Origin of the sequence: Flavobacterium sp. EDS (genome assembly GCF_020991525.1) — a bacterium.
In the GTDB taxonomy this organism is placed as follows: domain Bacteria; phylum Bacteroidota; class Bacteroidia; order Flavobacteriales; family Flavobacteriaceae; genus Flavobacterium.
Genome location: NZ_JAJMOZ010000004.1, coordinates 299854 through 312084, shown reverse-complemented (window position 1 = coordinate 312084; position 12231 = coordinate 299854). Strand labels below are relative to the sequence as shown.

Here is a 12231-nt window from a genome sequence, read left to right as displayed (position 1 = left end):
AAAACTAAGCGAAATAATATCGTATAATATTAAAAAGTGTGATTATCGAAATCACCCCTGTAATGCTTCCGATAATGATATTCATGTTCTTAAGTATATAATCTGTTTTTTGCTCTATCTTTTGAAAAAAAGCAATGTAGCAGTAAAAAACGGTAAACGATCCCAAAACTGATCCCGTTACAAACACAGATATAAAATAGTTTTCGAACAAAAACAATTTATAGGAAGCCAGTGTTACACTAACAAAGACATAATACGGAATTGGAAAAAAATTAAGCCCTGAAAGTAACATTCCTAAAAAGAAACGACTTTTCTTGCTGTTATTTTTAATCTTGTTTTTCTTTTTCTTAGGCTCTTTTGCAATCCAAAGAAAATAGATCGTTAGAATAGCAAAGATTATAAAACCAATTTCGCGCAATAAGATTACAACATCTGGTCGCTGATCAATAATTCTTGCCGATAAAATCGCCAAATATACTTGACAGAAAATAATAAGTACTGCTCCAACAACAAACCACAAGGCATTTTTTCTCCCTTCTTTTAAATTCACTTTAGCTGCCGTCATGTTTATTAGTCCTGGTGGAATAATACCAATAAAAGCCGTAATAAAACCTAAAATTAAAGGGATAATAAATGTCATGCGCTACGTATCATGTATTAAAAAATGGGCATTGGGAATTTTAAAAAAGAACTACGCTTTAATCTTAAAACGAATATACGTAATTGCCTTATTAATTTCTAAGTATTGCTTCTCATAAAACGTTTGAAAAGCAGTTACCTCTTCTGGACTTCCCTCATTTACGTACACATTATGGTTTGCATACAAAACCTCATGACCTTCTCCATGTAACAACCCTAAGGTGTAACCATGCATAAATTCACTATCTGTTTTTAAATTGACAACACCATCTTTTTTAAGGATTTTTTTATACAACTGTAAAAATTCCGAATTAGTCATTCGATGCTTGGTACGCTTGTATTTTATTTGAGGATCTGGAAAAGTAATCCAGATTTCATCTACTTCATTTTCGGCAAAAATATGGTTTATCAATTCGATTTGAGTACGAATAAATGCAACATTGTGCAAACCTGTTTCTACAGCAGTCTTAGCACCACGCCAGAAACGAGCTCCTTTAATATCGATTCCAACAAAATTTTTGTTCGGATATCTCTCTGCTAATCCTACAGAATATTCTCCTTTTCCACAACCTAATTCAAGTACCAACGGATTATCATTCTTAAAGAAGTCTGCATTCCATTTCCCTTTTAGCGGAAATAAATCGCCTACAACTTCTTCTCTCGTTGGTTGAAAAACGTTATCAAATGTTTCGTTCTCCTTGAATCTCTTTAGTTTATTTTTACTTCCCACTTTTTTACAAATATTTCGGCAAAATTAAGGAATATATACGAATGAAACGCATCGGATTTCAAAAATGAAAAAAACCACATCGAATGGCTTTTTTCTACAAAAACATTTGATGTGGTTTTCTTTATAAAATCACCTAATTAAACAGCACTTTTCATTTTAGGCTCTAGCGTTTCGTCGTGTTGAGATAAGTCCAATCCGATGTGCTCTGATTCTTCTGACACACGCATTGGGATAATTAGATTTGTTACCTTAAATAGTAAATAAGCTCCGAAGAAAGTAAATATCGATACCAAGACCAATGCTATCATATGGTGAGCAAAAACCATCCATCCGCCGTGAAGCAAACTTGCTTTTTCGCCATGTGCAAAGATTGCAGTAAGAATCATTCCCATAATCCCTCCCACTCCATGACAAGCAAAAACATCTAGAGTATCATCTATTTTCTTCAAGAAAGTAGCATTTACCACCATATTTGAAACTAGTGCAGCACTGAATCCAAAAAATATACTTTCTGGCACGGATATAAATCCGGCTGCTGGAGTAATCGAAACCAATCCTACTACTGCTCCTATACACGCTCCTAAAGCTGATACTTTTCGCCCGTTTATTCTATCAAAAAATACCCACGTTAACATTGCTGCTGCAGATGCTGTTGTTGTGGTAGCAAAAGCCATTGCTGCAACACCATTTGCTGCCAAAGCTGAACCTGCATTAAAACCAAACCAGCCAAACCACAGCATTCCGGTTCCTAATAATACAAAAGGAATATTGGTCGGTATATGTCGGCTATTTTTTCTTTTTCCTAATACAAGAACTCCTGCTAGTGCTGCAAAACCAGCGCTCATATGAACAACTGTTCCTCCTGCAAAATCTTTAACTCCAAAATAAGTTCCTAAAATTCCTGTAGGATACCAAACTGCATGACATAAAGGAGCATAAATAAATATGGTAAACAAACAGATAAAAAGAAGGTACGAGATAAACCGAACACGCTCCGCAAATGAACCTGTAATAATTGCTGGCGCTATAACTGCAAATTTCATTTGGAACAAGGCAAACAACATAAACGGAATCGTATTTGCTAATTGCTTATGAGGCAAAACACCCACATAATCCATAAAGGCGAATGTTGTTGGATTTCCTACGAAGCTATAAAAATTTCCTCCTGAATGAATCCCTATTGGCTCACCAAAAGCAAGACTAAAACCAACTACAACCCACAAAAGTGTTACTACTCCAAGGCAAATAAAACTTTGAAGCATCGTTGATATTACATTCTTTTTTCCAACCATTCCTCCATAAAAAAAGGAAAGCCCAGGAGTCATAATCAAAACCAGGCAACAAGAGGTAAGCATCCAAGCAACATCGGCAGGAACAATATGATCTGTGGTTCCAAATTCTGAAAGGACACAATCAGTTCCACTAACTGCTGGCCAAAATGCACCCGTTATAGATACGATACTTATAATGACAAAGGAAATAACCCACCACTTTTCTGTTTTCATTTTCAAAATACTTTACTTTAACCCCATTTTTATAGGGGTCAAAGTTATAAAAAAACAAGTATTTTACTTTTTAAAGGCTAAAAAATAGCGGGCTATCATTAAATTATAATCAATATTACAATTTTGAAAGCTTTTTATTGCCAGTATCCCATTTTGAGGTTCAAATTAATATATCAAATTAGCAATCCTATTATAACGAAATTAGAACCTTTGTTTTTAAAAGACTAAAAACAAAGTCTTTACTTACTTTTTCTTTAATTTAGTAATTAGAACATCCTCAATTGGAGCCTTAATTTTAATAATTTCATCCACATTGTCGTTTGGAATCGTCATAGACAAAACATAATGCTTTACTTTCCATTCTTTCCCCACTTTTACCATAACACCCGATCCGCGACAAATTTTCATTTGAGTATCTAGCAATTCATCAAACCAAGCTGTTTTTCCTGTTGCATCAAAAAAGACATGACGTTCTAATGCTGTAAAATTCCACGCTTTCCCTCTATCAAAAAAAGGCTTCGCCCAAACTTTAAAATCGGCTTTGTTCCAATTTTCGGTTGCATCTGTTCCGATAAAAATCGCATCATCGGCCATTAAAGCAAAATAAGGCTCAAAACTAGCATCGGCTGCAGCTTTATGCCAAGCATCAAGAGTTTTATTGATTTTATCGACCTCAACAGTTTGTGCTTGCGCAAAAGAGGTAATGAATAAAAGAAGTAAAATTGATTTTTTCATAGTATTTGGTTAGTTGTTTTTTTAAAGCAGAAATATAGTAAATATGTGGCTAAAAAAGGTACTGAGGTTCTAAGTCACAAAGGTTCAAAGATTTTGCTGTAGAATACGCATAAAAAAGGTACTGAGGGACTAAGTTACAAAGGTTCAAAGGTCTTTTTAAAACCATATAAGAAATAGTAGTTCATATATAAATATGGCGTAAACTTAAATGCTCTTACATTACTTACATGGTTAAACCTCTTTTATTATTTTAAAAAAGGCACTGAGGTACTAAGCAACAAAGGCTCAAAGGTTTTTACACAGGAGTACTAACTGAAAAATTAACCAAAAAGAGCATAAAACTTTGTGCTCTTTGCGTAAATCCTTGTGGCCTTTGCAGTAAAAAGGCTAGCTAAAAACTTGTTTTAACAACGAATGATTTATAAAATCAATCAAAAACGAGTATATTTGAGAACTTTAAAATTACTCAACCATGAATTCGAAAATCTTTATAAGCTCGTTAATCATTTCTTCAATCCTTTTTATCTCTTGTAAAAAAGGATTAGAACCTCAAGAAAGCACTCCTGCGTCTGAATTGGTAAAACTAGGATTGGCGCAAGACACGACAAAAGCAAATTCGGCAGTTCAAACACCAGCACCAGCAGCAAATCCAAACACTGTAATGGGTGCCACTGGAGGAATTAATCCTGCTCACGGACAACCTGGTCACCGTTGCGACATTGAAGTTGGAGCTCCTTTAAACTCTGCAGCTCCTTCACAAGTAACACAAACAACTACACAAACCCAAACGGCTCCTACAACAACTGTAGTAACAAATACAGCAACTGCTCAACCAACAACAACTACAGCCAAAGGAATGAATCCTCCTCACGGACAAAAAGGACATCGTTGTGATATTGCTGTAGGTGCACCATTAAATTCTGCGGCTCCAAAAACAACTACTCAACAAACACAATCTGAATCGGGTACGGTTAGTCAACAAATGGCTATTCCGCTTCCTGCTCCAAATACCGATGTTACTGCTCCTGGAATGAATCCGCCACACGGACAAGAAGGCCACCGTTGTGATATTGCCGTAGGTGCAGCATTACCAAAATCATAAAGTATCGATCATAATCGACCTCATATAAAGCAAAAACCCGAATACACAACATGTATTCGGGTTTTGTCTTTTTAATCTAAATCTATTTTTATTCGATTTCGAAAATTGCCTGAATTTCAACTGCCGAATTTATCGGTAACGAAACTGCTCCAACTGTCGCTCTTGCATGTTTTCCTTTTTCTCCAAAAACCAATGCTGTTAAATTAGAAGCCGAATTCATAAGACCTGCATGTTGTGTATATTCAGGTGTTGTATTAAAATATCCTGTTAACTGTACACATTGTTTTACTTTATTCAAATCACCTCCGCAAGCTACTTTTAATACCGCAATAACATTTAGCATGGTTTGATACGTTGCTTCTTTGGCTTGTTCGTCTGTAACTGTTGCACCCACTTTACCTGGATTTAATATCTTACCATCTTTTAATGCAACTTGATTGATGTACACTTTATTATTCGAAATGGTAAAGGGTACGTAATTCCCAACTGGCATAGGAGCTTCAGGAATCACAATATTATTATCTTTTAATACTTTATTCACATCAAAACCTACTTTTTCTGCTGGAGTTAGTTTGAGCATTTTAGCGCTTTCTGTGTTTTTTAAGCCCGAAGCTACTCTTGCCAAAGCTTTACCTTGTTCTTTTGCCAAATTCAATTCGCTAGCCGAAGGTCTTGTTCCTGTTGATCCAGCCAATGAAGTTGCTCCAAAAGGAGTATTTCCTTGTGGAACTGTTTTATCCAAAGTAGCTGTTCCCATAATTCCTGTAGGTACAATTACCATTCCGTGTGAGGCAAGGATGTTCCAAAAAGACAAAATTGCCGCTTCTTTCCCTGCTCCCGATCCAGCCGACATAAAAACAGTTGCTGGTTTTCCTTCTAAAGCTCTTGATGTCCAAATTGGAATACTTTTGCTAAAAAAGTAATTCATATCGGCACTGATGTTTGCAAAATGAACTGGACTACCAAAAGCGATTCCATCGTAATTAGCCAATTCTTCGATTGTTGCCACTGGCAATTTCTCTACCTCAACAGTTAATTTTTCTTTTGGATTTATCGAAGCAACTCTTTTTATTGTTGCTTTTGTATTTGGATACTCCTGAATTCCCTCTGCCATAGCTTTAGCCATTTTATATGTTCCTCCGCTCTGAGAATGGATAAGAACCAAAACAGTAGTCTCAGGTGTTTTAACTTGCGCATTTGCACCAAAACCTATAAAAATTACGGTTAATAATGCGAGTAATTGCTTTTTCATGAATTTATTTTAAATGATTTATTATTCGATACCCAAATTAATTCGCTTGTCCTTTTATCAAAAACAAGCAACTTTTTTTGGGGCTACAAAATTACTTCTTACAACAGGGAAAAGCGTTATTATTATCTTAATTTTATTTTTTGAGTTTCGCAGAGATTCACATAGGATCCACAGAGTAACACAAAGATTCATGTAGAAAAAAATCAGCTTAATCTCCAAAATCTGCGTGAAACAAAATATAAATACCTAAAAACATATAGTTATATTGCTATGTTGGAGCTTTAGATAAAAGTTAGAGAGTTGTTTTTTTGCCACAGATTAAGGGATTAAAAAAGATTAATCATTCTAATCTGTGAAATCTGTGGCAAAAATTTCTAACTTACGCTAAACAAATCACTCAATTTTATGAAAAAAGCAATTATTTATGGAGCAAGCGGACTAGTTGGATCTTATATACTTGAATATTTGCTAAACAATCCTAATTACGAACAAATCATTATCGTTGTTCGGAAAGACCTAAACATTCAGCATCCTAAACTAAAAATTCTTATTGGTGATTTTCATTCTTTAGACAACGTAGTAAAAGGCATTCAGACAGACGAAATTTATATCGCTCTTGGAACCACGCAAAAGAAAACCCCTGATAAAAAAATATATTACCAAATTGATCATGACTATCCTGTATTAGCTTCAAAATTGGCTAAGGAGAATGGAGCAAAAGCTGTATTTTTGGTTTCCGCAGTTGGAGCAAATCCAAATTCATCTGTATTTTACACTAAGACAAAAGGAGAAGCCGAAGAGGATATCCTCAACCTAAATTTCGATCATACGTATATCTTTCGTCCTTCGATGATTTTAGGAAATAGAAAAGAAAACCGACCTCTTGAAAAAGGTTTAAAGACACTCTTTAAAATCATCAACCCTTTATTCGTAGCTAGTCTAAGCAAATACAAAGGCATTGAAGCTAGTGATATTGCCAAAGCAATGGTTAATAGTGCTGATGGGGCTAATGAAAGAGTCAAAATATTGCATTGGAAAGAAATGATTGCTTTATTAAAATAAAAAATGGCATTATCTTAATTTTAGATAATGCCATTTTACAATTATATAGGTATGTAAATTAATACTCCTTCATTTTTTCGAAAGTTGTAGTAAGTGATTTTTTGATTTTACCCAAAGCACCTTGAAAAGCTTTTTCAAGTGTATCGGCGTGATCGGTAACAGTAATAGGCTGTAATTTTACAGGACGAACTTCAATCACACATTTCTTGTCGTTTAGGCTGAATTTCTCTCCGTTTTCGTCTCCAAAATGTACTTCGATGCGTGTAACCTTATCTTCAAAACGTGCCAACGATTTATTTAATTCGCCAGAGAAATAAGCTTCTAATCTTTCGTGTCCTTCTATGTTTTTGTCGGTGTTGATTTGAATTTTCATCTTACTATATATTTAATGTTTGTTTCTCAAAGCTATCAAATTTTGAATAAAAAAACGAAAGAGTTAATAAAACATTATGAAAATAAATTACGATTTTTTTCACCCCATTTGCCTTTCCGCCAAAGAAGAAATCACAACAGAAACCCTGCACTAACAGACAAGTTAAATACCAAGGTAATTCGCGGGAAATTTCATATGTTTGCAGTCCTAAAACTTTCAGATTATGAACTTGACAAAACTTTTGCCCGTGTGGTATGCTGGCGGTATTGGAAACAACTGCAACGCTCTGAAAGGCGTAGGACAGCTAACCCATGCGGGTTTTATATTCCTTAAACTTTCAGATTATGAGTACAAACACCCTTACCAAAGAAACAGAAACGCGATTAGTTGAATTTTTCAACAATTCAATTGCGCCTCAAAACATGGCAAAGACAATTAGACAAGTAAATCACATTCTTGCGCTAAGTCTAATGCGAGAATGCGAAACCCTTCAACTCGAAAAAACAACTCTCGAAAATGGTTTTTATTGGCTGAATGAATTAGCTGAAATTTTAAACCCTTATTTGGATGTTGAATAATTTAAAAAGCCACTGTAAATAGTGGCTTTTGTTCTATAATCTTGTTTTCAGTTAACTAAAACTACTGAAATTGTTTTCTTTTAAATAAAATTAAGTTTACATAGGACTTTTATCGAAATAAGAAGCAAGAGCTTTTGAAAAAAGCATTTGATCTAGTTTTAGTAATTCAGCTTTCACATCACAATCTTTAATCATCTCTTCGTCTTCATCGCAAATTTGTTCATTATTTAATTTTCTAAACAAAATATCACTTAAAAGAATATCTTCACACGAATAATAATTTGGGTAATATTTTTCTATAAACTCCCAATAATCAAACTTGCAATTTTCATTCGCTTCCATAGTGATTTTTTATTTCAAACTTACAAAAGGCAGACTACACTCCATTCTTTTATAAACAACATTTAACAAAATTGGCTTCTAAGAATATTAAGCCAAAAATTGAGCTTAAAAAACTAAAAGGATTGCCTCAAGAAAACATAGCTAATTTGGCTGAGATAGATCGAACTTATTTTGCTTGTTTTATCATACTGAGACAAGAAGATTATGGAATTTCTTATGGAGATTTCTCCTGCGTCGAAAAGACAAGATTGGGGACGTATTTTATGGAGCTACTTGTGTGTCTTTTGGCTCCATCTCAGGATTAGGAAGATATTTCGTGGAGTTAGTTGATTGCAAATCTACGCAGTATTGTCATTTCGAAGAATGAGAAATCTTCACGAGTAACTCCATAATAATTATCAAGCCAAAGAATTAAAAATTGTATCAAGATGATATTCAAGAAACTCTTTTCTAGGTAAATATTTTTGAGCAATATTGATTTTTTGATTTTCAATTGGAGAAAAATATGCTTGATAAAATTCCGTTTCTCTTTTCTTTTTAATTGCATTCGAAAATACAATTTCATGGTTTGTATTTATTCCTATCAATCCTTTATCAAAAGCTTTATCGTAAAGTGCCGAAAAACAGATTCCATTTTCAGGATTTAACCGATGTTCTTCATTTTTCGACCAAGGTATTATATGACTAGCTAACAAAAGTTCAGGAATATCAATTCCCGTAATTGCACATTTATTATTATAATTAGATAAAACCATTTTTCTAAAAACGGATTGATTTACTCTAGTTCTTACCTCTCTAACAACATCTTCTCCTTTTAAATCTTTTATATCAGAGAGTATATCTTCAAATTTGCTTTCTATAGTAGTATTTTCTTTTTCTGCTAAAATTTTCTCGCTTTGAAACACTAACTCTTCTTGATTATTAAAAAATTCATCCCAAATAGGTTGAGTTTGTCTGATGCCATTTTTTAAACCAACAATGCCTCTATTTATATGAAAAGGATCCACACTTGCAAAATTCCCTAATCTCATTCCTATTGAACTAGGTGTTCTACCAAGTATTTCAGCAAGTTTTTTGACTTCGGGGGTAGATTTATTCATTTTTCCGAAAGGTAACTTTAAATATAAATTGAAAGCTAGTATTAATTCCTCACGCGTCCACAGTTTTTTTGAAGTCATTTTTTATTATGATGATTGCATTCAAATATAGATTTTATTATTCTTATTTGAAGTTATTTTTTCAATTATAAGATATCCTTACTTATCCTTTTTCCCCCATTTAATTTTGATTTTGCCTCCATCATCAACTGCTAGTAAGTGCAAAACAATTCCTCTGTTGCGAATGGCGTCGCGTTCGGCTTTGGTGGCTAGTTTGGCATCGTTTTTAGAATTTCGGAGTGGAACTGTCATCGCTAGATTGGTATTGTTGTCAATAGAATAAACTCCTTCGACATCAAAATTCAGAACACTCGAGCTTACTCTTAAATCCAAGACATCGATATCATGTCCTCTTAAAACAAGGTTTCCTGACAAATCGCTGAATGTGATATTCTTTACATCACGAAACGGAAAGGCAAACTTCCCGATTTTTACAATTGGCTCAAAGTTTACCAAAGCGCCGTTATTGACTTTAAAACTAACATTTCCAGTTGCCGATTTGGGCACTAAATTGCCTTGAGCATCCATTAATCCTCCAATATTTGCTTTGGTTGTTAGTTTTCCTTTTATATCTTTTGCATCAAATGACTTAATATCGAAGTTATTAAATGATGTTAGGAAACTGGTAATATCTACATCATTAACCTGCGCATTAGATTGAAGATTGTACTTATTCCCTTTAGGACTCAATACTCCCGAAAAAGCTACTGCTCCTCCTGATGTTTTCAGAAATCCATCATGTACTGTTACATTGGAATTCGTTAATTTAATAGTTGCTTTAGCATTTGAAGCGGTTAATTTTCCATAGACTAACTTATCTAAATTAAGTTGCAATACTACCTGACATTTATTTATAACGGTATGAAGCTGATCTGAGAAACTCTCCCGACTGGCTGTCTTTTTTGCAACTTGTTTCTTTTTTTGCGTTGCGGCAATAACTCCTATAAATTGTTTCACATCGATACTCGGGCTATAAATCTTCCAATCGATTAACATTTTTTCGGGAGCATCATAATACAGATTCAAAAAATTATCGACTCTTCCTTCTACATAAACTGTATTATGACGATCTTTAAACACGAATTTTTTAATCAAAAGTGCTTGTTCGGTAAAATCTAACTGAATGTTTGTTTTTTCAAAATTAAGCCCTTTAGGAACGTACTTTAAACTAGCATTTGCAACGCGAACACTTCCTATAAATTTTGGTTTTCTGAAATATAAATCAACGATATCACATTCAAACTTAAAATCAACTTTAGCTTGACCGTTAGAAAAATGCATTAAATCGGCATTTATTATACTGTTGAGTTTTTCAACTTCAAAATTGGCATTTAAAATTCCCGTCGCTACTGGTTTATCAAAATTATGAATCATTGCATCCGGAATTACAAACGCCATTTTGTTATAGGCTCCTTTAAAATCTTTTATTATCACCGCCGAATTTGCATCTTCACATCCTAGCTCTTCTTTGAATATGTTTGTAAACTTACCATTGAAGCTACAATCTGAGATAGATCCATCTGGAATATGCAATTCATTATTCTTTACTACGGCTGTTACATTAATCTTAGGATCGCCTTCGGCATTAAAATCTCCATCGAGAATGCAGGTTACATCTATCGGTTTTTTTAAATCATAGAATTTTAGTTTTGAACTAATATTATTTGCCAATAAATTGGTTGCATCCTTCCAGAGAATCTTTGTTTTTATTTCAATCAAGAAATTGGAACTGGGTTCATTACCTACATCAAAACTGGATTTAACATCAAATTTATCTCCTCCTATTTCGAGTCCATCTACATTGGCTGTAATTTTGTTTTGATCTGACTTGTATACCGCTGCAATAATTCCTCTGATTCGTTTGTCTTTGGCAAAGCTTCCTTTTTCGGTATTGAATGCCATACTTTTTACATTTGTATCTACAAAAAGATTGGTGTTCCAATTATTCCCATCGTAATTAATTTTGGCTTTTAAGGCCATTACTTCAAAATCGAATAATTTATTTCGTGGTTTGTTTTCAGAAATAAAATGCACATTGGTCATGCTTATTTCATCAATCAATGTTGTTTTAGTGTTGGTTTTTTCTTCTTTTTTAGTTTTTTTTCTGAAGATGTCCGTGTTTGTTATTCCGTTTGGGCCGTTGTACAAATCGAGTGTTGCATCATTTATTTCGATTTTATGAAAGTCTATTTTATCAGATAGTAAACTCATAATATTTAATCGCACTTCTATTTCTTTTGCCACTAGAAATGTTCTTTTGTGTTCAGCCCACAAACTATCTTTTAGATTAACATCTTTTAATGCCAATGTAAGATTAGGAAATCCCGTAAGAAACTTATACTGAATATCTCCTATATCAATTGCCCCACTGATATTGTCGTTTATCTTATTATTTATTTTAGAAACAATTTCGGTTTTGTTATGACTAAAGTAAAACGCCAATCCGCCTGATGCTATTAATACCAAACCAATGAGTCCTAAGAAAAAGAAAATAATGCGTTTGGCATACTTTTTAAAATGAGCCGACTGAAGAAAATGTTTCATTTAAGCGTAGATTTTTATAGGAATATTAAAGATAATCTAAAACAGCAGAAATAACACCTTTTACTTACAGAAAAGCGCCTTTATTGTGGGATGTGGCATGTAAGATGTATGATGTGAAATGTGAAATGTGGGATGTGAAATGTGGGATGTAAGATGTGAAATGTGGGATGTATGATGTATAGTATATCAAAATTACTTAACCTCTACTTTTC

Annotated in this window: 13 protein-coding genes; 4 read left to right on the top strand and 9 right to left on the bottom strand. The window is 33.7% G+C overall.

What is annotated here, in order from left to right:
• Positions 1–4 precede the first annotated feature (4 nt).
• From LPB87_RS08560 to LPB87_RS08545, 4 genes are all read right to left on the bottom strand, one after another.
• Entirely contained in the window at positions 5–640 is a 636-nt protein-coding gene (locus tag LPB87_RS08560) for a LysE family transporter (RefSeq protein WP_129540070.1), read from the bottom strand.
• Between the two features lie 51 nt (positions 641–691).
• Positions 692–1369 (bottom strand): tRNA (guanosine(46)-N7)-methyltransferase TrmB, encoded by a 678-nt coding sequence (gene trmB / locus LPB87_RS08555; RefSeq protein ID WP_230605717.1) that lies wholly within the window; start codon positions 1367–1369, stop codon positions 692–694.
• 137 nt (positions 1370–1506) lie between these two features.
• Positions 1507–2874: an ammonium transporter gene (locus tag LPB87_RS08550; RefSeq protein ID WP_230605715.1), complete on the bottom strand. Its 1368-nt coding sequence runs from the start codon at positions 2872–2874 to the stop codon at positions 1507–1509.
• A gap of 243 nt (positions 2875–3117) precedes the next feature.
• Complete coding sequence (locus LPB87_RS08545; RefSeq protein ID WP_230605713.1) at positions 3118–3609, bottom strand: nuclear transport factor 2 family protein; 492 nt, start codon at positions 3607–3609, stop codon at positions 3118–3120.
• A 472-nt stretch (positions 3610–4081) separates the two neighbouring features.
• Between LPB87_RS08545 and LPB87_RS08540 the strand changes: the two genes are divergently transcribed.
• On the top strand, positions 4082–4711 hold the full coding sequence (locus LPB87_RS08540) for a hypothetical protein (RefSeq protein ID WP_230605711.1): 630 nt from the start codon (positions 4082–4084) through the stop codon (positions 4709–4711).
• A gap of 88 nt (positions 4712–4799) precedes the next feature.
• Here the strand turns inward: LPB87_RS08540 and wrbA are convergent, their stop codons facing one another.
• Positions 4800–5963, bottom strand: a complete 1164-nt coding sequence (gene wrbA / locus LPB87_RS08535) for an NAD(P)H:quinone oxidoreductase (protein WP_230605709.1) — start codon at positions 5961–5963, stop codon at positions 4800–4802.
• Between the two features lie 405 nt (positions 5964–6368).
• Here wrbA and LPB87_RS08530 point away from each other — a divergent pair, with 405 nt between their 5' ends.
• Positions 6369–7025 (top strand): NAD(P)H-binding protein, encoded by a 657-nt coding sequence (locus LPB87_RS08530; RefSeq protein WP_230605708.1) that lies wholly within the window; start codon positions 6369–6371, stop codon positions 7023–7025.
• A gap of 58 nt (positions 7026–7083) precedes the next feature.
• Here LPB87_RS08530 and LPB87_RS08525 read toward each other — a convergent pair whose 3' ends face one another.
• Complete coding sequence (locus LPB87_RS08525; RefSeq protein ID WP_129540076.1) at positions 7084–7398, bottom strand: HPF/RaiA family ribosome-associated protein; 315 nt, start codon at positions 7396–7398, stop codon at positions 7084–7086.
• A gap of 344 nt (positions 7399–7742) precedes the next feature.
• Between LPB87_RS08525 and LPB87_RS08520 the strand changes: the two genes are divergently transcribed.
• Complete coding sequence (locus LPB87_RS08520; RefSeq protein ID WP_230605705.1) at positions 7743–7976, top strand: hypothetical protein; 234 nt, start codon at positions 7743–7745, stop codon at positions 7974–7976.
• Positions 7977–8072: 96 nt separating this feature from the next.
• On the opposite strand, the gene LPB87_RS08515 is transcribed toward LPB87_RS08520, so the two are convergent.
• Complete coding sequence (locus LPB87_RS08515) at positions 8073–8318, bottom strand: hypothetical protein (protein WP_230605702.1); 246 nt, start codon at positions 8316–8318, stop codon at positions 8073–8075.
• A gap of 71 nt (positions 8319–8389) precedes the next feature.
• Between LPB87_RS08515 and LPB87_RS08510 the strand changes: the two genes are divergently transcribed.
• Positions 8390–8623 carry a hypothetical protein gene (locus LPB87_RS08510; RefSeq protein ID WP_230605700.1) on the top strand — a complete coding sequence of 78 codons (234 nt, stop codon included), beginning with the start codon at positions 8390–8392 and terminating at the stop codon, positions 8621–8623.
• Positions 8624–8716: 93 nt separating this feature from the next.
• On the opposite strand, the gene LPB87_RS08505 is transcribed toward LPB87_RS08510, so the two are convergent.
• Both LPB87_RS08505 and LPB87_RS08500 read right to left on the bottom strand, forming a co-directional pair.
• Entirely contained in the window at positions 8717–9496 is a 780-nt protein-coding gene (locus LPB87_RS08505; RefSeq protein WP_230605698.1) for an HNH endonuclease, read from the bottom strand.
• A gap of 78 nt (positions 9497–9574) precedes the next feature.
• Positions 9575–12019 (bottom strand): AsmA-like C-terminal region-containing protein, encoded by a 2445-nt coding sequence (locus LPB87_RS08500; protein ID WP_230605695.1) that lies wholly within the window; start codon positions 12017–12019, stop codon positions 9575–9577.
• Positions 12020–12231 lie beyond the last annotated feature (212 nt).